The sequence below is a fragment of the Pseudomonas taiwanensis genome (assembly GCF_013393345.1).
Classification (GTDB): Bacteria; Pseudomonadota; Gammaproteobacteria; order Pseudomonadales; family Pseudomonadaceae; genus Metapseudomonas; species Metapseudomonas resinovorans_C.
Genome location: NZ_QJRF01000029.1, coordinates 36,717 through 63,075 on the forward strand (window position 1 = coordinate 36,717; position 26,359 = coordinate 63,075).

Below are 26,359 nucleotides of genomic sequence, written 5' to 3' on the forward strand. Positions count from 1 at the left end.
CGCACACAGGTACTCCATGGATCACCACCTGACGCCGCTCGATGTCACCCAACTGCCCACCTGGGCCGCGCTCCGCCAGCATCGCCAGGACCTTGCCGGCTTCAGCCTGCGTCAGGCCTTCGCCGAAGATTCCGAGCGCTTCAAGCAGTTCAGCCACAGCGCCTGCGGCCTGCTGCTGGACTTCTCGAAGAACCTGATCCGTGCCGACACCCTGGACCTCCTGGTCAAGCTGGCGGAAGAAGCCCAGCTCGGCGATGCCATCAAGGCCATGTTCCGGGGTGACGTGATCAACGCATCCGAGGGCCGTCCGGTGCTGCACACCGCACTGCGCCGCCCCATTGGCGACAAGGTCTGGGTGGACGGCGTCGACGTGATGCCTGAAGTCCATCGCGTTCTGCATCAGATGACCGAACTGGTGGGCTACGTACACAACGGCCTGTGGCGCGGTTACACCGACAAACCCATCACTGACGTGGTGAACATTGGTATCGGCGGATCCTTCCTCGGCCCGCAACTGGTCTCCGAAGCGCTGCTGCCCTTCGCGCAGAAAGGTGTGCGCTGCCACTACCTGGCGAACATCGACGGCAGCGAGTTCCGCGAACTGGCCTGCCGCCTGAACGCTGAAACCACATTGTTCATCGTCTCCAGCAAGTCCTTCAGCACCCTGGAAACCCTGAAGAACGCGCAGGCCGCACGTGCCTGGTACCTGGCTCAGGGTGGCAGCGAAGAAGAGCTGTACCGGCACTTCATCGCCGTTTCCAGCAACAAGGAAGCGGCGGTGGCCTTTGGCATCCGCGAAGAGAACATCTTCCCGATGTGGGACTGGGTTGGGGGTCGTTATTCGCTCTGGTCCGCCATTGGCCTGCCGATCGCCATGTCCATCGGCATCTCCAATTTCAAGGAACTGCTCTCCGGCGCCTACAGCATGGACCAGCATTTCCAGAGCACGCCGTTCGACCGCAACATCCCGGTAATCCTCGGCCTGCTCGGTGTCTGGTACGGCGACTTCTGGGGCGCACACAGCCACGCGATCCTGCCCTACGACTACTACCTGCGTAACTTCACCGACCACTTGCAACAGCTGGACATGGAGTCCAACGGCAAGAGCGTGCGCCAGGACGGCACCCCCGTCACCGCCGGCACCGGTCCCGTGATCTGGGGTGGTGTCGGCTGCAACGGCCAGCACGCCTATCACCAGTTGCTGCACCAGGGCACCCAGCTGATTCCGGCGGACTTCATCGTCCCGGTCTCCAGCTACAACCCGGTGGCCGACCACCACCAGTGGCTGTTCGCCAACTGCCTGTCCCAGAGCCAGGCGCTGATGCTCGGCAAGTCCCGTGAAGAGGCTGAGGCGGAACTGCGCGCCAAGGGGTTGCCCGAAGAGGAAGTACAGCGCCTGGCACCGCACAAGGTCGTGCCCGGCAATCGCCCGAGCAATACCCTGGTAGTGGAGCGCATCAGCCCGCGCCGCCTGGGTGCGTTGATTGCCATGTACGAACACAAGGTTTACGTGCAGAGCGTGCTCTGGGGTGTCAATGCCTTCGACCAATGGGGTGTGGAACTCGGCAAGGAACTGGGCAAGGCGGTCTATTCACGCCTCACCGGCCAGGAGGAAGCCCAGGCCGAGGACGGCTCGACCCAGGGCCTGATCGACTTCTTCCGCGCGCGTCACCGCGGTTGATCTTGTGGGGGCGAATTCATTCGCAGTGGGCGCGAAGCGCCCTACAAAGCTCCGGGCCGAACCTTCAGTCCGGTTAGCGAATGAATTCGCCCCCACAACATTTGCTTCCATCTTTTGTATCTACCGACAGAACCGCTGCCGATACTCGCTCGGCGTTACCCCCAGCGCCTGAACGAACGCCCGCCGCAGGTTGTATTCGCTGCCGAAACCGCTTTTCTCCGCCGTACGCTTCAGCGATGAAGCCCCCGCCTCCAGCAATCGACAAGCCTCTTCCAGCCGCAGCTGGAACAGCAGCTTCGCGGGCGTCACCCCCAGCTCCGCCTGGCAATGCCGGTGAAGCGTCCGGGGCGATACCGCCATCTCCGCCGCCATCACCTCGATGTCCAATGCTTCGTGCAGGCGACCGCGCAACCACTGGACCAGCTTCTCCAGCACGCCTCCCGAGGGCGCCTGCTGCGCCAGCAGTTCGACGCTGAACTGCCGCTGCCCTCCTGGCCGGCGCAGGTACATCACCAGCCCTTTGGCCACCTGCAGCGAGACCGTACGGCCGTGGTCCTCCTCCACCAGGCTCAGGCAGAGGTCCATGCCGGCCGTTACCCCCGCCGAGCTGTAGAAGCACCCGTCGCGAACGAATAGCGCGTCTTCCTGCACCAGTAGTTTCGGGAACAGCCGTTTCAGCAACACCGCGTACTTCCAGTGGGTCACCACCGGGCGGCCATCGAGCAGTCCGGCCTGGGCGAGCAGAAAGGCCCCGGTGCACACCGAGCCGCAACGCGCCACCTGGGTTGCCGCGTCCTTGAGCCAGCGCGCCAGCACGCCCTGCGCCATCGCCCGTTGCACCCCATAGCCGCCCGCCACCAGCAGCGTGCTGCCCGCCAGGCTGCTCGGCTCCGGCAGGGCTTCGGTCATCAGTTCCAGCCCGGTGCTGGAACGCACCAGCCCACCGCTGACGGAGACGCACTGCAAGACATAGGCAGGACTGGCCTCCTTCGGCAGGTGTCCGGCGACAGCGGCGAACACTTCAGCCGGGCCGGTGGCATCCAGCAGCTGGAAGTCCGGGAAAACCAGTAGCAGCACAGAATGGGGTTGCGGCATGGAAATACTCGAACGATGGGCTGGCAGATATTCACTGATAGCTGTCATTCCTGACATTTGCCTGCGCGCCACACTGGTAATCCCTAATTTCGGAGAAGCCTGATGCGCGCCCTCCTGCTGGTCCTGACCCTTCACCTCCCCCTGCTGGCCCACGCAGAATCACTCCAGCCCTACCAGCCGCGCTTCGGTCGCGGACAGCCGCTGGTGGCCGTAGTCGGCGAGAACCGCATGACCGAACTGGTGGACTACCTGGTGCCCTTCGGCCTGCTCAGCCGCGCCGGGGTCGCCGAAGTGATGGCCCTGTCCACCCGCGAAGGGCCGTTGCAGATGATGCCGGCGCTGCGGCTCGAAGCGCAGGCGACCACTGCCGCGTTCGAACAACGTTATCCACAGGGGGCGGACTACCTGATCGTTCCCGCCGTGCACCACAGTGACGATGCCGTCCTTACCGCCTTCGTCGCCGGACAGGCCGCCAAAGGCGCCACCATCGTGGGTATCTGCGACGGCGTGCTGGTACTGGGCCACGCCGGCCTGCTCAACGGCCGCAGGGCGACCGGCCACTGGTATTCGCAGGCACAACGCGAGGCAGACTTTCCCGACGCCCGCTGGCAGGTCGACCGGCGCTATGTGGTGGACGGCAAGCTGCTGACCAGCTCGGGCGTCAGTGCCGCGCTACCCGTGTCCGTGGCGCTGGTGGAAGCCATCGCCGGCCCCGAGAAAGCACTCGCCTTCGCACGCGAGATCGGTCTGGCGGACTGGTCCGTCGAGCACCAGAGCCAGGCCTTCGCCTTTGGCCCCGGGGGTTACCTGACGGCCGCGGCCAATTACCTGGCCTTCTGGCGCCATGAGAACCTGACCCTGCCGATGCGGGCCGGGATCGATGAAGCCACCCTCGCCTTGCGGGCCGATGCCTGGGCCCGCAGTTTCCGCAGCACAGTGCTGGCCGTGGGCGGTGGTCCGGTGAGTACCCGTTACGGCCTGGCGCTGCTGCCCGATGCCCCCGCAGGTGGGGAACCGGCCCTCCCTGATAGCGATGCGGCGCCCGGCCGGGTGCTGGACGAAACGCTGGACGAGATCGCCGCACGCTATGGCAGCGCCACCGCCGCCTTCGTCGCCGCCCAACTGGAGTATCCACGTCCCTGAACGATCCGGCGGGCCGCAGGTTCAAAACTCCATGGACAACCCTTGAACCCGGCGACGGCTTGGATGCACCCTTGTCGCCATCTCGGCTTTACAACAACAAGGACCCGCCATGTACGAGATCAGCCTTCACCCCGTGCCGGACGCCGTGCGCAAGCACGCCCTTATCGACAACGATGCCTACCTGCGCCTGTACCAGCAGTCCGTGGAACAGCCAGAGCTGTTCTGGAGCGAGCAGGCGACCAACTTCCTCACCTGGTTCAAGCCCTGGGACCAGCTGCACCACAGCGACCTCGCGAAAGGCGAGGCCGAGTGGTTCAAGGGCGGCAAGCTGAACGTCGCCTACAACTGCATCGACCGCCACCTGGAACAGCGCGGCGAGCAGATCGCCATTATCTGGGAAGGCGACAACCCCAGCGAATCCGCGCAGATCACCTATCGCAAGCTGCACAGCCACGTGGCCCGCTTGGCCAACGTGCTGAAGAGCCGTGGCGTGAAGAAAGGCGACCGGGTCTGCATCTACATGCCGATGATCCCCGAGGCGGCCTACGCCATGCTGGCCTGCGCGCGCATTGGAGCCGTGCATTCGGTGGTATTCGGCGGCTTCTCCCCGGATGCCCTGCGTGACCGCATCCTCGACGCCGATTGCCGCACCGTAATCACTGCCGACGAAGGCGTGCGCGGCGGCAAGTACGTCCCGCTGAAGCAGAACGTCGACAAGGCCCTGAAGGACTGCCCGAACGTATCCTCGGTGCTGGTAGTGCAGCGTACCGAAGGCAAGATCGACTGGCAGGACGGGCGCGACCTCTGGTACCACGAGGCCCTGCACGGCGTTAGCGAGGATTGCCCGCCCGAATGGATGGATGCCGAGGACCCGCTGTTCATCCTCTACACCTCCGGCTCAACCGGCAAACCCAAGGGCGTGCTGCATACCACTGGCGGTTACCTGCTGGGCGCAGCGATGACCCACAAGTACGTGTTCGACTACCACGACGGCGACATCTACTGGTGCACCGCGGACGTGGGCTGGGTCACCGGCCACAGCTACATCGTCTATGGCCCGTTGGCGAACGCCGCCACCACCCTGATGTTCGAAGGCGTCCCCAATTACCCGGACGCTTCGCGCTTCTGGCAGGTGATCGACAAGCACCAGGTGAACATCTTCTATACCGCTCCCACCGCCCTCCGCGCCCTCATGCGCGAAGGCGAGGAACCGGTGAAGAAGACTTCCCGCGCCAGCCTGCGCCTGCTCGGCAGCGTCGGCGAACCGATCAACCCGGAAGCCTGGGAGTGGTATTACCACGTGGTGGGCGATTGCCGCTGCCCCATCGTCGACACCTGGTGGCAGACCGAAACCGGCAGCATCCTCATCACCCCGCTGCCCGGCGCTACCGCCCTGAAACCCGGCTCGGCCACCCGCCCCTTCTTCGGCGTGCAGCCGGTGCTGCTGGATGAGAAGGGCAAGGAAATCGACGGTGCCGGCGCGGGCGTACTGGCGATAAAGGCCAGTTGGCCTAGTCAGATCCGCAGCGTCTATGGCGACCACAAGCGGATGATCGACACCTACTTCGCCGCCTATCCCGGCTACTACTTCACGGGCGACGGCGCCCGTCGCGACGAAGACGGTTACTACTGGATCACCGGCCGCGTCGACGACGTGATCAACGTTTCCGGCCACCGCATCGGCACCGCCGAAGTGGAAAGTGCCCTGGTTCTGCATGACGCCGTGGCCGAGGCCGCCGTAGTGGGTTACCCGCACGACCTCAAGGGCCAGGGCATCTACGCCTTCGTGACCCCGATGAAGGGCCTGGAACCGACCGAAGAGCTGAAGAAGGAACTGCTCGCCTTGGTAAGCAAAGAGATCGGCAGCTTCGCCAAGCCCGAGCTGATCCAGTGGGCGCCGGGCCTGCCCAAGACCCGTTCGGGCAAGATCATGCGGCGCATCCTGCGCAAGATCGCCTGCAACGAGCTGGATAACCTCGGCGATACTTCCACCCTGGCCGACCCGTCAGTGGTGCAGAACCTGATCGACAAGCGCCTCAACCAGTAAGCCCCCTCAAGGCGCCAGTCTCCCTGGAGGCTGGCGCCTTCGCCCGGAAGCCCTCGCTGCATGGAATTCATTCGTCGCCGTATCGAAAGCCAGATCATCGGCCTTACCGGTCTCGCCCTTGGCCATCTCGATTTCGAAAACCCCAAGGGCGACCCCGGCCTGTTCGGCCCAGACTCGGTGACCTGGAAGGTTCACGGCGATTTCACCTCGATGATGATCGGCGGCATCAGCGCCTTGCTGTTGCAGATGCTGCACCCCCTGGCGCTTTCCGGAGTCTGGGACCACTCCAATTTCCGCGCGGATATGCTCGGCCGCCTGCGCCGCACCGGCCAGTTCATCTCCGGCACCAGCTATGGCACCCGCAAGGATGCCGACTGGCTGATCGACAAGGTCCGCACCATCCATTCACAGGTGGTGGGCACCGCGCCGGACGGACGCCCCTATGCCGCCAGCGACCCGGCTCTGCTGACCTGGGTCCATGTGGCCGAAGTGAGTTGCTTCCTCAAGGCCCATCTTCGCTACCTCAACCCGCACCTTTCCGGGGAGGAACAGGACCGTTACTACGCCGAGATCGCCCTCGTGGCCGAACGGCTCGGTGCGCGGGACGTACCGAAGTCCCGCCAGCAAGTGGCGGACTACCTGGAGGCGATGCGCCCGCAACTTGTCTGCGACGAACGCAGCCGGGAAGTGGTGCGTGTGCTCCTCGGTGCCCCGGCACCCAGCGCAGTGGCCAAGCCCTTCGGCGTACTGATGATGCAGGCTGGCATCGACCTGATGCCGGACTGGGCCAGCGCCATGCTCGACCTGCACCAGCGCCCCTGGCAGCGCCGTGTGGTACGGGACCTGGTCTGGCGGGTGGCGCCGCTGCTGCGCTGGGCCATGCGCAATGGCGCAGTCCATCGTGCGCGCCGACGCATGGGGCTGCCCCCCCGTTGAGAGTGTGGTCCGGTCAAATTGCCTGTGCCACGATCGCTGCTTGCCCGGTCATTGCCTGACCCCATTCACCGCCGCGAGGACAGATCCATGCAAGACGTCGTAATAGTTGCCGCCACCCGCACCGCCATCGGCAGCTTCCAGGGTTCCCTGGCGAACATCCCCGCCCCGGAGCTGGGCGCCGCCGTAATCCGCCAGCTGCTGGCGCAAACCGGCCTCAAGGGCGAGCAGGTCGACGAAGTGATCCTGGGCCAGGTGCTCACCGCCGGCAGCGGCCAGAACCCGGCGCGCCAGGCTGCCATCCTGGCCGGCTTGCCCCATGCGGTTCCCGCCATGACCCTGAACAAGGTCTGCGGCTCTGGCCTCAAGGCCCTGCACCTGGCAGCCCAGGCCATCCGCTGCGGCGACGCCGAGGTGATCATCGCCGGCGGCCAGGAGAACATGAGCCTGGCGCCCTACGTCATGCCAGGTGCCCGCACCGGTCTGCGCATGGGTCACGCCAAGCTGGTGGACACCATGATCCAGGATGGCCTGTGGGACGCCTTCAACGATTACCACATGGGCATCACTGCCGAGAATCTGGTGGAAAAATACGGCCTGAACCGCGAGCAGCAGGACGCCTTTGCCGCCGCCTCTCAGCAGAAGGCCGCGGCCGCTATCGAGTCCGGGCGTTTCATGGATGAGATCACCCCCATCCTGATTCCGCAAAAGAAAGGCGATCCGGTCGCCTTCGCCACCGACGAGCAGCCGCGCGCCGGCACCACCGCTGAAGCCCTGGCCAAACTCAAGCCGGCCTTCAAGAAGGACGGCAGCGTCACCGCCGGCAACGCCTCCACGCTCAACGACGGTGCTGCCGCCGTGCTGCTGATGAGCGCGGAGAAGGCCAAAGCCCTGGGCCTGCCGGTGCTGGCCCGCATCGCCGGTTATGCCAATGCTGGTGTCGATCCGGCGATCATGGGCATCGGCCCGGTTTCGGCCACCCGCCGTTGCCTGGAAAAAGCCGGCTGGAGTCTGGGCGACCTGGACCTGATCGAAGCCAACGAGGCCTTCGCCGCGCAGTCCCTGTCAGTCGGCAAGGAACTGGGCTGGGACGCCGCCAAGGTCAACGTCAACGGCGGAGCCATCGCCCTCGGCCACCCCATCGGTGCCTCCGGCTGCCGCGTGCTGGTGACCTTGCTGCATGAAATGATCAAGCGCGACGCCAAGAAGGGTCTGGCGACCCTCTGCATCGGCGGCGGTCAAGGCGTGGCCCTGGCCATCGAGCGCTAAGCCGGTTCTGTAGGTTGGGCTGAGCCCAGCGAAGCCCAACCTACGGCAAAGCCGCTTTGATAAACTGCGCGCCCCTTTTTGCGAGACGCCGCGCATGTCCTCCGCTCTCATCCAGGCGCTGCGCGCCGCACTCGATGCCCGTCAGCCGCTGCTGGCTGAACTCCATGCCCAAGGCACCGATTGCTATCGGCTGTTCCACGGTAGCCAGGAAGGGGCGCCAGGCCTGACCGTCGACCGCTACGGTCGCCAGCTGATGGTGCAAAGCTTCCACCAGACACTGGAACGCGGCCCACTCCTGGACCTGGCCGCTGCGGTGGACGAATGCCTCGGCGAGAAACTGCTGCTGGTCTACAACGACCGTTCCCAGGGCAATTCGCGGATCGATCGTCGCGATCCCATCTATCAGGCAGAACCGGCCGCCCTGGAAGACCTCGTGGGTCGCGAGTGGGGCCTGAACTACCGGGTACGTGGCCGACACGCGGGGCAGGACCCGCTGCTATTCCTCGATCTGCGCAATGCCCGTGGCTGGGTCAAGGACCACAGCGCCGGCAAGTCCGTGCTCAACCTGTTCGCCTATACCTGTGGTGTTGGCCTCAGCGCCGCTGGCGGTGGGGCCAGCGAGGTGTGGAACCTGGACTTCGCCGAGGGCAATCTCGCGGTCGGCCGTGAAAACGGCGCCCTGAACCCGGACCTGGCCCCCATGCACTTCGTGCAATCCGATTACTTCCCGGCGATCCGCCAACTGGCCGGCCAACCCATCGCCCGCCGCCACGGGCAGAAGCTGCCCAGCTACCCGCGCCTGGAGCAACGGCAGTTCGACCTGGTGTTCCTCGACCCGCCGGCCTGGGCCAAGAGCGCCTTCGGCACCGTGGACCTGCTGCGTGACTACCAGAGCCTGCTCAAGCCGGCCCTGCTGGCGACCGCGGAAGGCGGCGTGCTGATCTGCAACAACAACCTGGCCAAGGTGGCCATGGACGATTGGCGCGAACTGGTGCTGCGTTGCGCCAGCAAACTGGGCCGTCCAGCCCGTGACTGCCAACCGCTGGCACCGGCCCCCGACTTCCCTTCCCAGGATGCGCGTCCACCGCTCAAGACCCTGATCCTGCAGCTCTGAAAGCCGTTCGGTAACGAGAGCCAGCCGTCAGGCGGAACCCTGAGGCCGTGCCATAATCCAAGGCATTCTTCGCCGGGATAGTTGACGCCTCATGTACAAAGGATTGAAACGGGCCGTTTGCGCCCTGCTGATCGTCGTAGCCCTCTATAGCCTGCTTGGCTTTCTGATCATCCCGGGGATCGCCCTGCGGGTGGCCAACCAGCAATTGGCCCAGTACGCCACGGTTCCCGCACGGCTGGAGCGCATCCAGCTCAACCCCTTCAGCCTGGAACTGACCCTCTGGGGGCTGCATATCGGCGAAGACAGGGCCGAGCAGGTCGGCTTCGAACGACTCTATGCCAATCTGGAAATGGACAGCCTCTGGTCCGGCGCCCTGCACCTTGCGGATGTGGAGCTGGAGAAGTCCACCACCGAGGTGCTGTTCGCCAAGGACGGCAAGCTCAACCTGACCCAGCTGTTCAAGCTGCCTCCCAGCGAACCCAAGGCGGAAGAACCGGCTGGCGATCCCTTTCCCCTGCGCATCGACCGCATCAAGTTGAGCGAGGGCGGTTTGCATTTCCAGGACCTGCGCCCGAGCGAGCCCATCGAGTTCGTCTACGACTCGCTGAATCTGGAACTGCGCAATCTCAGTACGCTGCCCGATGACAGCTCCGAGATGTCCCTGGTCGCCACCGGCCCCTATGGCGGACGGATCGACTGGGAAGGCCAGATCAGCCTGGTACCGTTCAGTTCCAGCGGCCAGCTGAAGCTCACGGAAGGCAAGATGAAGGCCTTCTGGCCCTACGTCCGCGATGCCGTGCCCCTGGTGCTGGAGCAAGGCGTGATCAGCCTGTCCACCGAGTACAAGCTGAACCTGTCCAAGGGCACCCAGCTCAACCTGGACAAGATCTGGATCAAGGTGTCGCCTTTCGCCATGAAGGCGCCGGACAATCGCGCCCTGGTCAAACTGGAGACGCTGGAGGTCAGCGACAGCTCCCTCGACCTGATCAAGCAGGAAGTGGTGATCGGCAAGATCCATAGCCAGAACCTGGAAACCTGGGCTGCCCGTGAAGCCGACGGCCAGCTCGACTGGCAGAAACTGTTCGCCAGCGAAGCCAAGCCGGCAGCCAGGAGCGACGAAAAAACCACCCAGGAGGCCGTCGATGACAAGGCCGAGCCGGGCAAGCCCTGGCTGGTGCTGCTGCGCGAAGCCCAACTGCGCGGCTACAAGGTGCACCTGGCCGATCGGGTGCCCAAGGAACCGGTGCAACTGGAGTTGGGGCCGCTGAACCTGGACCTCAAGGACTTCGACAGCCGCGGCGAGTCCCCCTTCAACCTGAGCCTCGACACCGGCCTCGGCAAGCAGGGCAAGCTGCAGGCGGTGGGCCAGGTCCAGCTCAAGCCCACGACCGCCAAGCTGCAGGTGCAGACCCGCGACATCGACCTGCGGGTGGCCCAGGCCTACCTCAGCCCGTTCGTGCACCTGGAACTGCGCAGCGGCATGCTCGACAGCGACCTCAACGTCGACCTCAAGAGCACCGAACCGCTGGCCCTGGCCATTACCGGCCGCGCCCTGGTGAACCAGATGCACACCCTGGACACCATCAAGGAGCGTGACTTCGTCAAATGGCAGCAACTGCTGGTGGAAGGCCTCAACTACCAGCACGGCGATACCCTGAACATCGACAAGGTGAGCCTGAGCCAGCCCTACGCGCGCTTCATCATCAATGAAGACCTCACCACCAACGCCAGTGACCTGGTGATCAAGCAACCCGCCGAGGCTGGCACTCCAGCCACCACTTCCGCCAAACCGGAACCCGCCGCCAAGCCCCTGGGCATCCGCATCGGCGGCATCGAGATCAAGGACGGCTCGGCCAACTTCGCCGACTTCAGCCTGACACCGAACTTCGCCACCGCCATCCAGCAGCTCAACGGCGAGATCGGCACCCTCGACAACCGCAATCCCAAACCGGCCAAGGTCGCAATCAATGGCAAGGTGGATCGTTACGCGCCGGTCACCATCAAAGGCAGCCTGAACCCCTTCGATCCGCTGGACAGCCTGGATATCGCCACCAGCTTCAAGCGTGTCGAACTGACCACCCTGACCCCCTATTCCGGCAAGTTCGCCGGCTACCGCATCCGCAAGGGGCGGCTGAACCTGGACCTGCATTACCAGATCGAGAAGGGCCAGTTGAAAGCCGAAAACCATCTCGTGCTGGAACAGTTGCAGCTCGGCGAGCAGGTATCCAGCCCCGACGCGGTGGACCTGCCGGTGCGCCTGGCCGTCGCCCTGTTGAAGGACACCGAAGGCAAGATCGACATCAAGCTCCCCGTGGCCGGGAACCTCAACGACCCGCAATTCAGCGTTGCGCCCATCGTCTGGCAGACCCTGCGCAACCTGGTGCTGCGCGCCGTGCAGGCGCCCTTCAACTTCGTTGCCGGCCTGGTGGGGGGTAGCAGCGAAGATCTTGGCCAGGTTCCCTTCCCCGCCGGCAGCAGCGAGCTCGACACCGATGCACAGAAGGCCCTGGACACCCTGGCCGACGCACTGAAGAAGCGACCGGCGCTGCGCCTGGAGGTGGAAGGCGCCAGCGCCAAGACCGCCGACGGCCCGCTGCTGGCCCAGCAGCGACTGGAGCGGGAATACCAGAGTACCTACTACAAGATCGCCCAGCGCCGGGGCGACAAGGTGCCTGCCGAGGCGAGCCAGATCGAGGTTCCGGACGACGAGAAAGGGCCTATGCTGGAAGGCATCTACCGCACCCGCCTGAAACAACAGCCTCCGGCCGAGTGGAAGGAACTGGACAACGAGCAGCGCACGACCAAGCTGCGCGATGCGGTGCTGGCGTCCTGGGCACAGAGCGATCTGCTGCTGCGCCAGTTGGGCCAGGCCCGCGCTGCCACCATCAAGGATTACCTGGTGGACCGTGGCGGTCTTGGCGATGAGCGCATCTTCCTGCTCGACGTCAGCCTGGTGGACCCCAACCAGGCCGGAGAAGTGATCACTCCGCTGCACCTGGACAGCGAGTAGGAGCCCTCCATGCGTACGCTGCCGCTCGCCCTGCTGACCCTCGTCCTGGCCGCTCCGGCCGGGGCGGAGAGCATGCGCTGCGGCAGCAAGCTGATCAGCCTCGGCGACCGCACCTTCGAGGTCCTGCAAAAATGCGGAGAACCGGTGCACCGCGACCTAGTCGGCTACACCCTGGGCTCCTATGACCGTCGCGAGTTCAACGTGGAGGAATGGGTTTATGGCCCCAACAACGGCATGCTCAGCATCCTGACGTTCGAGGGCAATCGCCTGGTGCGCATTGAAACCCGGCGCAATCGCTGACGCCCATCGGCGCCGGGTGTAGGCTGTGGCGACCTCCCGCCATTCGGACATTCCCGTGAAGTGCCGCGTCCTTCTCTTCGCCTCGCTGCTGCTGGCCCTGGGCAACGCCCACGCCTCCTCCACCTTGCGTTGCAACAGCAACCTCATCAGCCTCGATGACACCACCGGCGAAGTCCTGGAGAAGTGCGGCGAACCCATCAGCCGTGCCGACCTGGGTTTCAAGGAGGTGGTCGACGAGTACTACCGGCGCAACGAGGTCCGGGTCGAAGAATGGGTCTACGGGCCTCGCAACGGCATGTACCAATTCCTCCGTTTCGAGGGCAATCGACTGCGCAATATCGACAGCAAACGGGGCAACTGACAGCCGCTCGGACGGAATGCTAGGCTCTGCGCACTCTTCCCCCGGACAGGATGCCGCCCCCCATGAAAGCCTTTGCCTGCGCCCTTGCAGCCACCCTCCTGCTGACCTTTGACGCCACCGCTGGCACCTTCCGCTGCGAGAGCAAACTCGTCAACGAAATCGACAGCAAGCGCAACTGAGCCGCGCGCGATGATCATCCTTCCCGCTGATCAACCCCTCGACTGGCGACGCCCGCCCGTCATCACCCTGCTGCTGATCCTGCTCAACACCCTGATCTACCTCGTCTACCAGGGCGGCGACCAGGCACGCGTCGAAGAAGCGCAGCAAATCTACCTGGACGGCGGCCTGCTCAACCGTGAGCGCGCGCTGTTCATCGACCACCTGGTGGAGCGCGAGAAGTTCGACGCCGACCAGCGTCACAGCATCGACGCCATGCGCCGCCAATACCTGGCGGCCATCATCCTCCGCGACCTGGAATTCGAGGACTGGTTGCACCGCCTCCCGGCCTACCAGGCCGACCCTGCGTGGCAGCAGGCACGGCTCAAGGCCGAAGCAGCGCGGGACCTTATCAGCGCCCAGCGGTTCGGCTTCATTCCCAACAAGTTCAGTGTCCAGGGGCTGTCCGGCGCCATGTTCCTGCACGGCAGTTTCGATCACCTGCTGGGCAACATGATTTTCCTGTTCATCTGCGGCTTCGCCCTGGAAGCGGCACTCGGACGCTGGGTCTATCTCGGCCTCTACCTGGCAAGCGGCCTCGCTTCGCACCTGCTTTGGTGGGCCATGGACCCGGTCTGGGTCGCCGGCATCGGTGCCTCGGGGGCGGTATCGGGACTGATGGGCATGACCATCGGCGTCTACGGCCTGCGCAAGATCCGCTTCTTCTACTGGCTGGGCCCCCTGATCGGCTACTTCAAGGCGCCGGCTTTGTGGATATTTCCCGCATGGCTCGGCAAGGAGCTTTACGGCGTACTGCTGGCCGATGACCACGTGAACTACTACGCGCACCTCGGCGGTCTGGCCTTCGGCTTCCTCTCGACCTGGACGCTGCACAAGGTGGGATTCCTCAAGGTGGATGAGGCCTATCTGAACAAGGAAGATCCGGACGCGCCGTTCAAGCGCGAGCTGGCAGCCCTCGACCAGCTCATCGGCCGTTTCGCCCTCGATCAGGCCACCCCGCGCGGCCTCGACCTGCTGCAGCGCTACCCGGGCCGGCTGGCGCTCCTGGAACGGCTCTATCCCGTGGCCAAGAGTCGCCAGGACAAACCGTTGCTGACCGCGGTACTGAAGCAACTCTTCAGCCTGCCGGAACAAGCGGCCACCCTGCCCCTGCTGCAGAAGCTGGCCGACGATGTCGCCGATCCGCAGCAACGCCTGCTGCAGCATCCCGCCGTACTGCTGCACTTGCTGCAACGCCTGATCAAGGCCGGGGACAGCACGCGCGCGCTGGCACCCTGGCGCCGACTCTGCCAGACGAATCCGGTACCACCGCAGCTTCCCGGGCTGACCCTGCAACTGGCCAAGCAACTGGGCCAGCGCCAAGACCTGCGCGGAGTCGGTGAACTAGGCCAATACCTGCGCCGAGCCTTCCCCGAAGCGGAACAGACGCGCCAATTGGCGCTGTACCAGCAACACCTCGCGCGCTGATAGAAAAAGCCCCGCAATTGCGGGGCTTCTCTTTTTCCAGCAGCGTCAGAGTCGAGTACTGAAGTCGCGGACTTCCCGCTCCGCCCGTTCCTTGCTCCAGCCGTAGCGCTCCTGCAACTTGCCGACCAGGTACTCGCTATGGCCTTCAGCCACGTCCAGGTCGTCGTCGGTAAGGTCGCCCCACTTCTCCTTCATGCGGCCGTTGAGCTGCTTCCATTTGCCTTTGATGATGTCGGCGTTCATAGAGATGCTCCCATTGCTGTTGCCGGGCCGCTCGGAAAGAGGCGGCCCGGCCAAGGGTTAATCGGCGGACTTCAGGCCGTCGGCGGAAACGGCGGTGACACCCTTGATGTTCTTGGCGGTTTCAATGGCCAAGTCACGTTCGGCATCGGTTTTCACCATGCCGGACAGTGCGACCACGCCCTTGTTGGTTTCGACCTTGATGTCCATGCCGCTGAGGTTTTTGTCGGCCAGGAATGTCGATTTGACCTTGCTGGTGATCCAGGTGTCCGAGACAGCCTCTTCGGCCTTCTGAACGGTGTCGCTAGCTGCCAGCATGGTTTGACCGCTGGTTTCTGCATAAGCGCCGGTAGCGAACGGCAGGCTGATGGCGGCAGCAGTAACAGCGGCAAAGGTCCACTTGGTGAAAGACTGTTTCATGAGGGGGTTCTCCTCTTTTCTTCGGAACATCTGCAGCAGCTTCCTGGCTGCAGGGTCCCCAGGAATGTCGCAAGGCCTGTGCCAGCTTCCGATAAAAGAAAAAAACCAATCAAATCAGCCAGATGGGAGAATCACCAAAAGGGCCACCACATGCAGTCTGCAAGTTCTCTCCCGAGCGGCCTTGCAGACTGCACGATAAAAGCCGCCTCAGCGTGCCACGTTGCTTAGTCGCGCGATGGTGTCTTCCAGGGCAGTGACCTGGTCCAGCAAGGGCGAAGCCGGATAGCGTGCACGGATGTAGGCCAGCAGCTTTTGCGCCGGCTCCACCTGCCCGAGTCCTTCGGCGAAACCGCGCGCCGCCAGCAGGTAGGCGCGGGGAATGTGCGGATAGTCAGGAAAACGCTGGTGCAGGTTGCGCAGCAGACTCAGGGCTTCGCGAACCTTGTGGCGATCGAGCAAGGCGCCTGCGATCTGCTCGCACACCATGGCGTCGCCCGGAAGAAAATCGGCCTGGAACTGGCGGGCGTTGAGCAGCGCCGTGGCAGCCAGCGCAGAATTCTGGCGGGCGACCAGGGGCAGGTAATGCTCCAGGTGCCGCAGACAGCGCTCCCGGGCCCCCAATCCGAACAGCAACTGGTGGAAACGCTCGTTCAGGCGCAGGTCCTGAGGATCACGCTGCAAGGCGTTGGTGAGTATTTCCAGTGCTCCGTCACTCTGTCCTTCCTTAAGGCGAATCTCGGCTTCCACGAGTGCTTTGCGGCGGCGCCACTCGCTTTCCGGCAAACCCTGCTGGGTGCCTTCCTCGGCAATGGCAAAGCCCAACGCCCCCTGATACTGGAACACGGCATAGCCCATCATGCTGCACATCACCACGCCGAAGTATCCGAAGAGGAAGGTGGCGATGGGCATCAGCACCACCTTCGGCAGACCACCGGATAGCATCCAGGCCACGTAGCTGGGCGACTGCCAGAGGATGAAGAGAAAGGCGCAGAGGATCAGGTAACGCCAGCCCATGGCCTTGATCACTTCACCCACCTGGTCTGGGCTCAGCGCCGCACTGAGTTCCTTGCTCAGCGCCAGGCGGATGATGCTGGCCGGCAGCAGGAGCACGATGGCGATGTTCACCACCCAGAAGATCGTCTCGCTGTTGAAGTCCGCCGCTAGCCACAATGCCCCCAGCGCAATGGCGAAGACCGCCATCTGCTTGAAGAACAACGAAAAGCCTTCACCCGCGAACGCGCTCACCAGTGAGGGCGCTTCGCGAACGCCTTCGCTGCTGGACTCGATCACGCTGTGGAAATACTTGGTGGCGATGCTCAACAGGATGACCCAGAGGATCAGCGATCGCGGCATGAACAGGCCTGCGAGGGCCAACAGTGCGCTGAAGGCCATCGGGCCGGTCTGCAGGCCATACGCGAAGAATTGAGGCAGGCGTTCCCAGAAGGGCTGGGCGGTGTTGGCCGCGCCGAGGAAGGTCAGCTGGCTGCGGCACAGTGGGCAGACGGGGCTGTCGTCAGGCGCATCTGCATTCAGGGGAATGCAGCAATCGCCGAAATGGCGCTGGCAGGGCACGCAGTGCCAGGTTGCGGGTTGGGCGGGATGGTACTGGCAGAGCGTCTTGTCCATGACTGTTCCAGGCACGATGGCGGTTCGCCATTGTCCGGGCAAAAAAAGAGGGCCCGCAAGGGGCCCTCTCTTTCATCGTGCGGCGATTATCAAACGCCCGAAGCCTCGGCGGCTTCTACGTCCTTCATCGACAGCTTGATGCGACCACGGTTGTCGACGTCCAGAACCAGGACTTTGACTTCCTGGCCTTCCTGCAGAACGTCGGTGACCTTGTCGATGCGCTTGTCGCTGATCTGCGAGATGTGCACCAGGCCGTCCTTGCCCGGCAGGATGTTGACGAAGGCGCCGAAGTCGACGATGCGCTCGACCTTGCCCACGTACACCTTGCCCACTTCGGCTTCAGCGGTGATACCCAGAACGCGCTGACGCGCGGCCTCGGCAGCTTCCTTGGTCTCGCCGAAGATCTTCACGCTGCCATCGTCTTCGATGTCGATGGAAGCCTTGGTCTCTTCGCAGATCGAACGGATGGTAGCGCCGCCCTTGCCGATGACGTCGCGAATCTTGTCGGTGTCGATCTTCATCGCGATCATGGTCGGCGCGTTGGCCGACAGCTCGCTGCGGGACTGGGCGATGATCTGGTTCATCTGGCCGAGGATGTTCAGACGCGCTTCCAGAGCCTGCTCCAGAGCGATCTCCATGATCTCTTCGGTGATGCCGTTGATCTTGATGTCCATCTGCAGCGCGGTCACGCCCTTGGCGGTACCGGCTACCTTGAAGTCCATGTCGCCCAGGTGGTCTTCGTCACCCAGGATGTCGGTCAGAACGGCGAACTTGTCACCTTCCTTCACCAAGCCCATGGCGATACCGGCAACCGGCGCCTTCATCGGCACGCCGGCGTCCATCAGCGCCAGGGAAGCACCGCAAACGGAAGCCATGGAGCTGGAACCGTTGGACTCGGTGATCTCGGAAACGACACGGATGGTGTAGGGGAACTCGTCGCCTTTCGGCAGCATGGCGGAAACGCCACGACGGGCCAGGCGACCGTGACCGATTTCGCGGCGACCGGCGCTGCCCATACGGCCGCACTCACCTACCGAGAACGGCGGGAAGTTGTAGTGCAGCATGAAGGCGTCCTTGCGCTCGCCTTCCAGGGTGTCCAGCAGCTGGGCGTCACGGGCGGTGCCGAGGGTGGCAACGACCAGGGCCTGGGTTTCGCCACGGGTGAACAGGGCGGAACCGTGGGTCTTGTCGAGCACGCCGACTTCGATCTTCAGCGGACGTACGGTGCGGGTGTCACGGCCGTCGATACGCGGCTTGCCGTTGACGATGTTCTCGCGAACGGTGCGGTATTCCAGCAGGCCGAAAGCGTCTTTCACTTCACCCGCCGGGAACTGGCCAGCTTCTTCGCCAACGAAGCGGGCGATGACCTGGTCACGCAGCTCGTCCAGGCGGCTGTAGCGGTCCTGCTTGATGGTGATGGTGTAGGCCTGGGAGATGGCCTCGCCGAACTCGGCCTTGATGGCGCTGAGCAGGGCGGTGTTTTCGGCCGGCGCGGTCCAATTCCAGGTCGGCTTGCCAGCTTCGGCAGCGAATTCCTTGACGGCCTGAATCACGGCCTGGAATTCCTGGTGGGCGAAGAGTACGCCACCCAGCATCTGGTCTTCGGTCAGCTCTTGGGCTTCCGACTCAACCATCAGTACGGCGTCTTGGGTACCGGCAACCACCATGTCCAGGCTGGAGGCCTTGAGCTGCTCGTAGTTGGGGTTCAGCAGGTAGCCGGTCTCTTCGTGGTAGGCCACGCGAGCGGCGCCGATCGGGCCGGCGAAGGGAATGCCGGAGATGGCCAGGGCTGCGGAGGTACCGATCATGGCAGCGATGTCCGGATCGGTCTTCTTGTTGGTGGAGACCACGGTACAGATGACCTGCACTTCGTTCAGGAAGCCTTCCGGGAAGAGCGGACGGATCGGGCGGTCGATCAGGCGCGAGGTCAGGGTCTCTTTCTCGGACGGACGACCTTCACGCTTGAAGAAGCCACCGGGGATGCGGCCGGCAGCGTAGGTTTTTTCCTGGTAGTGCACGGACAGGGGGAAGAAACCCTTGCCCGGGTCAGCTTGCTTGGCGCCGACCACGGTCACCAGAACGGTGACGTCTTCGTCCATGGTGACCAGTACGGCACCGGAGGCTTGACGGGCGATACGGCCAGTCTCGAGGGTTACGGTCGATTGACCGAACTGGAACTTCTTGATTACCGGGTTCACGGTGTTTTCCTTCTCTGTGTTGCCTTGGGGGAAATCGGGGGAAGGGCGGGAGTCGGACCCGTTTCAATCCCTTAAAAAACCAGAAGCTGGAAAGCCGAAAGCTGGAACGATGTCCAGCTTCCGGTTTCCAGCTTCCAGCTCGTCTGTGTCGCTTAGCGACGCAGACCCAGACGACCGATCAGGGCGCTGTAACGAGAGGTGTCCTTACCCTTCAGGTAGTCCAGCAGCTTGCGGCGCTGGTTAACCATGCGGATCAGACCACGACGGGAGTGGTGGTCTTTGCCGTTGGCCTTGAAGTGATCCTGCAGCTTGTTGATGTTGGCGGTCAGCAGGGCAACCTGCACTTCCGGAGAACCGGTATCGCCTTCAGCTTGCTTGTACTCGTTAACGATCTGGGCTTTTTCAGCAACGCTCAGTGCCATGATGGGCTTCCTCTGAGAGTAATAGGCCGGAACCTGCGTCCCGTGTTTAAAAAGGAGGATTGACCGTGCCTATTAACAGCCACCCTCGGATCGGTCATTCCGACCGAATCAGTCGACGCGGCGCAACGCGCCCGTCATCGCTCACTTCACCGATACCGATGAAGCGACCGGTATGATCCTGAACTCGCATCATGCCGAACTTTGGCGCTTCCGGAGCTCGCACCGGCTGGCCATGGAGCCAGTAGTACGCGCTGTGTTCGGTAAGCTGGATCAGCGGCCAATGTTCCAGTCCGCTGTCGACCGGTAGGAGGAACTGATCGATTGCCTCATTACCGCCTTCGGCGTGGACCTTTTCGAGAGTCTCCAGGCTGATCGCCTGGGCCAGCACGAAGGGGCCCGCCTGGGTCCGGCGCAGCTCCGCCACGTGGGCGCCGCATCCGAGTGCCTGGCCAAGATCCTCGACCAGAGTGCGGATGTAGGTGCCCTTGCTGCAAGCTACGGCCAGTCTTGCCTGGCTGTTCTCACAGGCCAGCAATTCCAGGCGCGCAATAGTAACAGAACGCGCCTCGCGCTCCACTACTTCACCAGCACGTGCCAGCTTGTAGAGGGGCTGCCCGTCCTTCTTGAGGGCGGAGTACATCGGCGGTATCTGCTTGATTTCGCCACGAAAACGCGGCAGCAGAGCCTCGATGTCCTCGCGACCAACGGTCACCTCGCGACGCTCGGTCACTTCACCTTCGGCATCACCGGTGGTGGTGGTTACGCCAAGCTGCGCCAGGGTCTCGTAACCCTTGTCGGCATCCAGCAGGTACTGGGAGAACTTGGTGGCCTCGCCGAAGCACAGCGGCAATACGCCCGTGGCCAGCGGATCGAGGCTGCCGGTATGGCCAGCTTTCTCGGCGTTGAGCAGCCAGCGCACCTTCTGCAGCGCGGCGTTGGAACTCATGCCGTGCGGCTTGTCGAGGATCAGCACACCGCTGACATTGCGGCGAATACGTTTTACCTGGGCCACGCCATTACTCCTCGTCGTTGCCCGGGTGCTTGCGGTCTTCCGCCACGGCGCGCTCGATCAGCGCCGACAGCTCCGCACCGCGACGGATACTGGCGTCGTAGTGGAAGTGCAGTTGCGGCACGCTGCGCAGCTTCATGGCCTTGCCCAGCTGCATACGCAGGAAACCAGCGGCGTCCTGCAGGATGTCGCAGTTAAGCTTGACCTTCTCGGCATTGTCGTCCTGGCCCATCACGGTGATGAACACCTTGGCGTGGGACAGGTCACGGCTCACATCGACAGCGGTGATGGTTACAAGACCTAGGCGCGGGTCTTTGATCTCACGCTGGATCAGCAGCGCCAATTCGCGCTGCATCTGGTCGCCGATGCGCTGGGTACGGCTGTAGTCTTTAGCCATTTCGTTTCACTCTTGAACGCTTAAAAGCCGAAAGCCAGGAGTGGAAAGCGATGGCTTCCAGCTCCTGGCTCCCGGCTTGTGGCAAGCGCGACACTTACAGCGTGCGCGCCACCTGGACCTTCTCGAAGACTTCGATCTTGTCGCCGACCTTGACGTCGTTGTAGCTCTTCACGCCGATACCGCACTCCATGCCGGCACGCACCTCGGACACGTCGTCCTTGAAGCGGCGCAGGGATTCCAGTTCGCCTTCGAAGATAACTACATCCTCGCGCAGTACGCGGATCGGACGGTTGCGGTGGACCAGACCCTCGGTAACCATGCAGCCTGCGACCGCGCCGAACTTCGGCGAGCGGAACACGTCACGCACCTCGGCGATACCCAGGATGTTTTCCCGGACTTCGCTGCCCAGCATGCCGGACAGTGCTTTCTTAACGTCTTCGATGATGTCGTAGATGATGTTGTAGTAGCGCAGGTCCAGACCTTCCTGCTCGACGATCTTGCGCGCACCGGCATCGGCACGCACGTTGAAGCCGAACAGCACGGCGTTGGACGCCAGCGCCAGGTTGGCGTCGCTCTCGGTGATACCACCTACGCCGCCACCGACAACACGCACCTGGACTTCTTCGTTGCCGATACCGGCCAGGGCGCCCTGCAGGGCCTCGAGAGAACCACGCACATCGGACTTGAGCACGATGTTGAGGGTCTTCTTCTCGTCCTGGCCCATGCTTTCGAAGATGTTCTCCAGCTTGGAGGACTGCTGGCGAGCCAGCTTGACCTCGCGGAACTTGCCTTGACGGAACAGGGCAACTTCACGTGCTTTCTTCTCGTCGGCGACCACGGTCAGGTCATCACCGGCGTCCGGAGTGCCATCCAGGCCGAGGATCTCGACAGGGATGGACGGACCGGCTTCTTTAACCGGCTTGCCGTTCTCGTCGAGCATGGCGCGAACGCGGCCATAGTTGACGCCGCAGAGAACCATGTCGCCTTGGCGCAGGGTACCGTCCTGAACCAGCACGGTAGCGACCGGACCACGGCCCTTGTCCAGGCGGGACTCAACCACGACACCACGGCCAGGGGCCGACGGAGTGGCGGTGAGTTCCAGGACTTCGGCTTGCAGCAGCACGGCTTCGAGCAGCTCGTCGACGCCGGTACCGGCCTTGGCCGAAACAGGCACGAACTGGGTATCGCCGCCCCACTCTTCCGGAATCACATCCAGCGCGGCCAGGCCGTTCTTGATGTTGTCCGGGTTGGCTTCCGGCTTGTCCATCTTGTTCACCGCGACCACGATCGGCACACCAGCCGCTTTCGCGTGCTGTACCGCTTCAATGGTCTGCGGCATCACGCCGTCGTCGGCCGCCACCACCAGGATGACGATGTCGGTGGCCTTGGCACCACGGGCACGCATGGCGGTGAACGCTGCGTGGCCGGGGGTGTCCAGGAAGGTCACCATGCCGCGATCGGTTTCGACGTGGTAGGCACCGATGTGCTGGGTGATACCACCCGCTTCACCGCTGGCCACCTTGGTACGACGAATGTAGTCGAGCAGGGAGGTCTTACCGTGGTCGACGTGGCCCATTACGGTCACTACCGGCGCGCGGGTCAGTGCCTCACCTTCGAACTTCAGGGACTCGGCCAGTTGGTCTTCCAGGGCGTTCTCGTTGACCAGCTTGACCTTGTGACCGAATTCTTCGGCGATCAGTTGAGCGGTCTCACGGTCGAGTACCTGGTTGATGGTCACCGGAGTGCCCATCTTGAACATGAACTTGACGACTTCGGCGCCTTTGACCGTCATCTGGGCGGCCAACTCGGCCACGGTGATGGTCTCGCCGATGCTGACTTCACGCACGATAGGTCCTGTCGGGCTCTGGAACCCGTGCTGGTTACGCTTTTTCAGCTTGGACTTGCCGCCTCGGCCACCGCGACGGAAGGAATCGCTCTCTTCCTCTGTGCTACGCGGCGCGACTCGGGGAGCCGGAGCCTTTTCCTTCTCCTTGAGGGAAGGACGGTGCTGCGCATGCTTGCGGTCGCGGCGATCATCGTCATCACGAGCACGCTCGGGACGACGAACTTCTTCTTTCTTGCGCTCGCCGTTCACCGCAGCTGCGCCAGCCGGGGCAGGAGCAGCTGCCGCAGTGGCAGCTGCCACAGGTGCAGCTGCAACAGCAGCCGGCGCGCCAGCCGCAACAGCGACTTCCGCGGGAGCGCTTTCAGCCACTACCTTGGGACGAGCTTCCGCTTCGCGACGAGCAGCCTCTTCAGCACGCTGACGAGCTTCTTCCTCGGCCTTCAGTCGAGTAGCTTCTTCCGCCGCGCGCTGCTCTTCGAGTTCGCGCTGACGCTCAGCTTCGATCTCGTCAGGGCTGCGCTTGACGTAGGTTTTCTTCTTGCGTACTTCGACGTTGATGGTCTTGCTACCGGCGACCCTCAGCGTAGTAGTGGTCTTGCGCTGCAGGGTAATCTTGCGCGGCTCTTCCAGGCGCTCACCGTGGCTGCTCTTGAGATGAGCCAGCAGGGCCTGCTTCTCGTTATCGGTTACAACTTGTTCGGCGCTGGTGTGCGGCAATCCCGCCTCGCGCATCTGCAGCAGCAGGCGCTCCACCGGTGTATCGACCACTTGGGCCAGTTCTTTCACCGTGACTTGCGTCATGCACTTCTCTCCTCAGGCCGTGAAACTTACTCGAACCAGTGGGCTCGGGCGGCCATGATCAGCTTGCCGGCACGCTCTTCGTCCATGCCGTCGATGTCGAGCAGGTCGTCGATCGACTGCTCGGCCAGATCTTCGCGATTAATAACGCCACGTACGGCGAGTTCAACAGCCAGGTCCTTGTCCATGCCTTCCAGGGAAAGCAGGTCTTCGGCAGGCTGGGCATCCGCCAGCTTCTCTTCGGTTGCGATAGCCTTGGTCAGCAGGCGGTCCTTCGCGCGCGCACGCAGCTCGTTGACGATGTCCTCGTCGAAGCCGTCGATGCTGAGCATTTCTTCCATGGGCACGTAGGCGATTTCTTCCAGACTGGTGAAACCTTCTTCAACCAGTACCTGGGCCAGCTCTTCGTCCACTTCCAGCTCTTCAACGAAGGCGCGCAGGATGTCGCCGGTTTCGGCTTGCTGCTTGGCCTGGATGTCCGCTTCGGTCATCACGTTGAGGGTCCAACCGGTCAGTTGGCTGGCCAACCGCACGTTCTGGCCACCACGCCCAATGGCCTGGGCCAGGTTGTCTTCGGCAACGGCGATGTCCATCGCGTGGGCATCTTCGTCGACGATGATCGCTACCACTTCGGCCGGAGCCATGGCGTTGATCACGAACTGCGCAGGGTTGTCGTCCCACAGGACGATATCGACGCGCTCGCCGCCCAGTTCGCCGGAAACGGCCTGGACGCGGGAACCGCGCATGCCGATGCACGCACCCTGCGGGTCGATACGCTTGTCCTTGGAGCGCACAGCGATCTTGGCGCGCGAACCCGGATCACGGGACGCAGCCATCACTTCGATCAGTTCTTCGGCGATTTCCGGCACTTCGATGCGGAACAGTTCGATCAGCATCTGCGGCGCAGTACGCGACAGGATCAGTTGCGGACCGCGGTTCTCGGTGCGGATTTCCTTCAGCAGGGCACGCACACGGGCACCGACGCGGAAAGTTTCGCGAGCGATGATGTCCTCGCGAGCCAGGAGCGCTTCGGCGTTGTTGCCCAGGTCGACGATCACGTTGTCGCGGGTGACCTTCTTCACGGTGCCGAAAATGATATCGCCCAGCTTCTCGCGGTAGGCTTCAACTACCTGAGCACGCTCGGCTTCACGCACTTTCTGCACGATGACCTGCTTGGCGGTCTGGGCAGCAATGCGGCCGAACTCGATGGACTCGATCTTCTCTTCGATGATGTCGCCGATCTTGGCTTTTTCATCGCGCTCCTGGGCCTGATCCAGGGTCAGCTGGATGGCCGGATCTTCGAAATCGGTTTCTTCGACCACAGTCCAGCGACGGAAAGTGTCGTAGATACCGCTCTGACGATTGATCGACACTCGCAGGTCGACCTCGTCTTCAAAACGCTTCTTGGTAGCAGTGGCCAGGGCCAGCTCCAGCGCCTCGAAAATAACGCCAGCCGGTACACCCTTTTCATTGGATACCGACTCAACAACCAGCAGTACTTCTTTGCTCATCGTACGCCTCGCCTTTCGCAATCCATTGGATCCGCGGGATCCGCGTCTCAGTCAAAACGGGGAATGATGTTGGCCTTGTCGATCAACTCGATCGGCAGGAGGAACTCGCGGTCTTCGATAAGAACAACCACGTCCTGCTCCTCCACCCCGCGGAGAAGCCCTTGAAAATTGCGCCGCCCTTCGAAGGGTGAACGCAGCTTGATCTTGACCAGCTCACCAGCGTGGGCCGCAAACTGTTCAAGGGTGAACAGCGGACGATCCATGCCCGGCGAAGAGACTTCGAGGGTGTATTCGTTGCTGATCGGGTCCTCGACGTCGAGCACACCACTGATCTGCCGACTGACCTTCTCGCAATCATCGACCAGGATGCCGTTTTCGTGATCGATATAGATACGCAGCAGGGAATGCCGCCCTTGAGACAGGAACTCGATGCCCCAGCACTGATAACCGAGCGCTTCGACTACCGGGGCCAACAAGGCCTGCAACTGTTCTAGCTTGCTCGACACCTGATCGCCTCTCGCATGCTGTGCAAATAAAAAATGGGCGAAACGCCCATCCCTTCAAAAACCGCCTGATCTGTGATCGGAGGTCAACTGTCCAGCTAGCAAAAAGCCCCTAAAAAGGGGCTTCGCGACTACTGGTTGCGGGGGCTGGATTTGAACCAACGACCTTCGGGTTATGAGCCCGACGAGCTACCAGACTGCTCCACCCCGCGTCAAAGCTGGTGCGAGAGTATACGGCCAGCACCTTTCGTGGTCAACCGAACATCCCGCAAGAGAAAGGCCCGCATCACTGCGGGCCTTCTCTTTGTATGGTACCGAGGAGGGGACTCGAACCCCTACAGCCTATGGCCACTACCACCTCAAGGTAGCGTGTCTACCAATTCCACCACCTCGGCAAAACTTGCTTACTTCTGCTCCGGAGCTTGCGGCACATCACCCGATTGGGTAGCTGGCTTCTGCTCTTCGAGCACCGGCACATCATCAGCTGCCGGCTTGGCGGGTTGAACTTCGAGAGCCGCCGGATCCGGCAGGCCTACGTTGCTCAGCGCCTCAGCCTTTTCTTTAGCGAAGAACGCTAAGCCCAGGCTGGTAATGAAAAAAACCGCGGCGAGTATAGCAGTAACTCGACTCAAAAAGGTAGCGGAACCTTGGCTTCCGAATACGGTTGCCGAAGCGCCGGAGCCAAAGGAGGCACCAGCATCCGCGCCCTTGCCCTGCTGAACCAGCACCAGGCCTACAACGCCCAGAGCAACCAGCAAGTGCACCACAATTACGACAGTTTCCAGCATCTCG

Annotated in this window: 22 protein-coding genes and 2 tRNA genes; 10 read left to right on the plus strand and 14 right to left on the minus strand. The window is 63.0% G+C overall.

Annotation, left to right across the window (positions count from 1 at the left end; all coding sequences use genetic code 11):
* Nucleotides 1-16 precede the first annotated feature (16 nt).
* Nucleotides 17-1,681, plus strand: coding sequence for a glucose-6-phosphate isomerase (pgi, locus tag DM872_RS00960; protein ID WP_179057703.1), 1,665 nt, complete (start codon nt 17-19; stop codon nt 1,679-1,681).
* Nucleotides 1,682-1,801: 120 nt separating this feature from the next.
* Here the strand turns inward: pgi and DM872_RS00965 are convergent, their stop codons facing one another.
* Complete coding sequence (locus DM872_RS00965) at nt 1,802-2,776, minus strand: GlxA family transcriptional regulator (RefSeq protein ID WP_179057704.1); 975 nt, start codon at nt 2,774-2,776, stop codon at nt 1,802-1,804.
* A 102-nt stretch (nt 2,777-2,878) separates the two neighbouring features.
* Here DM872_RS00965 and DM872_RS00970 point away from each other — a divergent pair, with 102 nt between their 5' ends.
* The 9 genes from DM872_RS00970 to DM872_RS01010 all read left to right on the plus strand — a co-directional run bounded on the left by DM872_RS00970 (nt 2,879) and on the right by DM872_RS01010 (nt 14,597).
* Entirely contained in the window at nt 2,879-3,919 is a 1,041-nt protein-coding gene (locus tag DM872_RS00970; protein ID WP_179057705.1) for a DJ-1/PfpI family protein, read from the plus strand.
* Between the two features lie 109 nt (nt 3,920-4,028).
* Nucleotides 4,029-5,966, plus strand: a complete 1,938-nt coding sequence (gene acs / locus DM872_RS00975) for an acetate--CoA ligase (protein ID WP_179057706.1) — start codon at nt 4,029-4,031, stop codon at nt 5,964-5,966.
* A 60-nt stretch (nt 5,967-6,026) separates the two neighbouring features.
* Nucleotides 6,027-6,902 (plus strand): oxygenase MpaB family protein, encoded by an 876-nt coding sequence (locus DM872_RS00980; protein WP_179057707.1) that lies wholly within the window; start codon nt 6,027-6,029, stop codon nt 6,900-6,902.
* 87 nt (nt 6,903-6,989) lie between these two features.
* Nucleotides 6,990-8,168, plus strand: a complete 1,179-nt coding sequence (locus DM872_RS00985; protein ID WP_179057708.1) for an acetyl-CoA C-acetyltransferase — start codon at nt 6,990-6,992, stop codon at nt 8,166-8,168.
* A 94-nt stretch (nt 8,169-8,262) separates the two neighbouring features.
* The gene (locus tag DM872_RS00990) at nt 8,263-9,282 is read left to right on the plus strand and encodes a class I SAM-dependent rRNA methyltransferase (protein WP_179057709.1); all 1,020 of its coding nucleotides are present in this window, start codon (nt 8,263-8,265) and stop codon (nt 9,280-9,282) included.
* Nucleotides 9,283-9,373: 91 nt separating this feature from the next.
* Entirely contained in the window at nt 9,374-12,292 is a 2,919-nt protein-coding gene (locus DM872_RS00995) for a DUF748 domain-containing protein (protein ID WP_179057710.1), read from the plus strand.
* Nucleotides 12,293-12,301: 9 nt separating this feature from the next.
* Nucleotides 12,302-12,592: a DUF2845 domain-containing protein gene (locus tag DM872_RS01000; protein ID WP_179057711.1), complete on the plus strand. Its 291-nt coding sequence runs from the start codon at nt 12,302-12,304 to the stop codon at nt 12,590-12,592.
* A 55-nt stretch (nt 12,593-12,647) separates the two neighbouring features.
* Nucleotides 12,648-12,953: a DUF2845 domain-containing protein gene (locus tag DM872_RS01005; protein WP_179057712.1), complete on the plus strand. Its 306-nt coding sequence runs from the start codon at nt 12,648-12,650 to the stop codon at nt 12,951-12,953.
* A 189-nt stretch (nt 12,954-13,142) separates the two neighbouring features.
* Nucleotides 13,143-14,597, plus strand: coding sequence for a rhomboid family intramembrane serine protease (locus DM872_RS01010; RefSeq protein WP_179057713.1), 1,455 nt, complete (start codon nt 13,143-13,145; stop codon nt 14,595-14,597).
* 45 nt (nt 14,598-14,642) lie between these two features.
* Here DM872_RS01010 and DM872_RS01015 read toward each other — a convergent pair whose 3' ends face one another.
* The 13 genes from DM872_RS01015 to secG all read right to left on the minus strand — a co-directional run bounded on the left by DM872_RS01015 (nt 14,643) and on the right by secG (nt 26,355).
* On the minus strand, nt 14,643-14,840 hold the full coding sequence (locus DM872_RS01015) for a CsbD family protein (RefSeq protein ID WP_179057714.1): 198 nt from the start codon (nt 14,838-14,840) through the stop codon (nt 14,643-14,645).
* A 57-nt stretch (nt 14,841-14,897) separates the two neighbouring features.
* Entirely contained in the window at nt 14,898-15,257 is a 360-nt protein-coding gene (locus DM872_RS01020; RefSeq protein ID WP_120654518.1) for a BON domain-containing protein, read from the minus strand.
* A 207-nt stretch (nt 15,258-15,464) separates the two neighbouring features.
* Nucleotides 15,465-16,883: a hypothetical protein gene (locus DM872_RS01025; protein ID WP_179057715.1), complete on the minus strand. Its 1,419-nt coding sequence runs from the start codon at nt 16,881-16,883 to the stop codon at nt 15,465-15,467.
* Nucleotides 16,884-16,972: 89 nt separating this feature from the next.
* The gene (gene pnp, locus DM872_RS01030) at nt 16,973-19,081 is read right to left on the minus strand and encodes a polyribonucleotide nucleotidyltransferase (protein ID WP_179057716.1); all 2,109 of its coding nucleotides are present in this window, start codon (nt 19,079-19,081) and stop codon (nt 16,973-16,975) included.
* Between the two features lie 152 nt (nt 19,082-19,233).
* Nucleotides 19,234-19,503 (minus strand): 30S ribosomal protein S15, encoded by a 270-nt coding sequence (gene rpsO / locus DM872_RS01035; RefSeq protein ID WP_044874075.1) that lies wholly within the window; start codon nt 19,501-19,503, stop codon nt 19,234-19,236.
* Between the two features lie 94 nt (nt 19,504-19,597).
* Nucleotides 19,598-20,515, minus strand: coding sequence for a tRNA pseudouridine(55) synthase TruB (truB, locus tag DM872_RS01040; protein WP_179057717.1), 918 nt, complete (start codon nt 20,513-20,515; stop codon nt 19,598-19,600).
* A gap of 4 nt (nt 20,516-20,519) precedes the next feature.
* Nucleotides 20,520-20,909: a 30S ribosome-binding factor RbfA gene (rbfA, locus tag DM872_RS01045; RefSeq protein WP_179057718.1), complete on the minus strand. Its 390-nt coding sequence runs from the start codon at nt 20,907-20,909 to the stop codon at nt 20,520-20,522.
* A gap of 94 nt (nt 20,910-21,003) precedes the next feature.
* Nucleotides 21,004-23,556 (minus strand): translation initiation factor IF-2, encoded by a 2,553-nt coding sequence (gene infB, locus DM872_RS01050; RefSeq protein WP_179057719.1) that lies wholly within the window; start codon nt 23,554-23,556, stop codon nt 21,004-21,006.
* 26 nt (nt 23,557-23,582) lie between these two features.
* Entirely contained in the window at nt 23,583-25,064 is a 1,482-nt protein-coding gene (nusA, locus tag DM872_RS01055; RefSeq protein ID WP_179057720.1) for a transcription termination factor NusA, read from the minus strand.
* A gap of 47 nt (nt 25,065-25,111) precedes the next feature.
* Complete coding sequence (gene rimP, locus DM872_RS01060) at nt 25,112-25,570, minus strand: ribosome maturation factor RimP (RefSeq protein ID WP_077522867.1); 459 nt, start codon at nt 25,568-25,570, stop codon at nt 25,112-25,114.
* Nucleotides 25,571-25,702: 132 nt separating this feature from the next.
* Nucleotides 25,703-25,779, minus strand: a tRNA-Met gene (locus tag DM872_RS01065).
* A gap of 97 nt (nt 25,780-25,876) precedes the next feature.
* Nucleotides 25,877-25,962 (minus strand) — tRNA-Leu (locus DM872_RS01070).
* 9 nt (nt 25,963-25,971) lie between these two features.
* Entirely contained in the window at nt 25,972-26,355 is a 384-nt protein-coding gene (gene secG, locus DM872_RS01075; protein WP_077522865.1) for a preprotein translocase subunit SecG, read from the minus strand.
* Nucleotides 26,356-26,359: the final 4 nt, after the last annotated feature.

Bases quoted from the DNA above. Each gene is read 5' to 3' on its own strand.
- DM872_RS00985 (WP_179057708.1), top strand. From the start codon at position 6,990: ATGCAAGACGTCGTAATAGTTGCCGCCACCCGCACCGCCATCGGCAGC.
- acs (WP_179057706.1), top strand. From the start codon at position 4,029: ATGTACGAGATCAGCCTTCACCCCGTGCCGGACGCCGTGCGCAAGCAC.
- pgi (WP_179057703.1), top strand. From the start codon at position 17: ATGGATCACCACCTGACGCCGCTCGATGTCACCCAACTGCCCACCTGG.
- DM872_RS01015 (WP_179057714.1), bottom strand. From the start codon at position 14,840: ATGAACGCCGACATCATCAAAGGCAAATGGAAGCAGCTCAACGGCCGC.
- nusA (WP_179057720.1), bottom strand. From the start codon at position 25,064: ATGAGCAAAGAAGTACTGCTGGTTGTTGAGTCGGTATCCAATGAAAAG.
- DM872_RS00995 (WP_179057710.1), top strand. From the start codon at position 9,374: ATGTACAAAGGATTGAAACGGGCCGTTTGCGCCCTGCTGATCGTCGTA.
- DM872_RS01000 (WP_179057711.1), top strand. From the start codon at position 12,302: ATGCGTACGCTGCCGCTCGCCCTGCTGACCCTCGTCCTGGCCGCTCCG.
- DM872_RS00965 (WP_179057704.1), bottom strand. From the start codon at position 2,776: ATGCCGCAACCCCATTCTGTGCTGCTACTGGTTTTCCCGGACTTCCAG.
- DM872_RS00990 (WP_179057709.1), top strand. From the start codon at position 8,263: ATGTCCTCCGCTCTCATCCAGGCGCTGCGCGCCGCACTCGATGCCCGT.
- secG (WP_077522865.1), bottom strand. From the start codon at position 26,355: ATGCTGGAAACTGTCGTAATTGTGGTGCACTTGCTGGTTGCTCTGGGC.
- DM872_RS01025 (WP_179057715.1), bottom strand. From the start codon at position 16,883: ATGGACAAGACGCTCTGCCAGTACCATCCCGCCCAACCCGCAACCTGG.
- DM872_RS00980 (WP_179057707.1), top strand. From the start codon at position 6,027: ATGGAATTCATTCGTCGCCGTATCGAAAGCCAGATCATCGGCCTTACC.
- rpsO (WP_044874075.1), bottom strand. From the start codon at position 19,503: ATGGCACTGAGCGTTGCTGAAAAAGCCCAGATCGTTAACGAGTACAAG.
- DM872_RS01010 (WP_179057713.1), top strand. From the start codon at position 13,143: ATGATCATCCTTCCCGCTGATCAACCCCTCGACTGGCGACGCCCGCCC.
- infB (WP_179057719.1), bottom strand. From the start codon at position 23,556: ATGACGCAAGTCACGGTGAAAGAACTGGCCCAAGTGGTCGATACACCG.
- DM872_RS00970 (WP_179057705.1), top strand. From the start codon at position 2,879: ATGCGCGCCCTCCTGCTGGTCCTGACCCTTCACCTCCCCCTGCTGGCC.
- DM872_RS01020 (WP_120654518.1), bottom strand. From the start codon at position 15,257: ATGAAACAGTCTTTCACCAAGTGGACCTTTGCCGCTGTTACTGCTGCC.
- rbfA (WP_179057718.1), bottom strand. From the start codon at position 20,909: ATGGCTAAAGACTACAGCCGTACCCAGCGCATCGGCGACCAGATGCAG.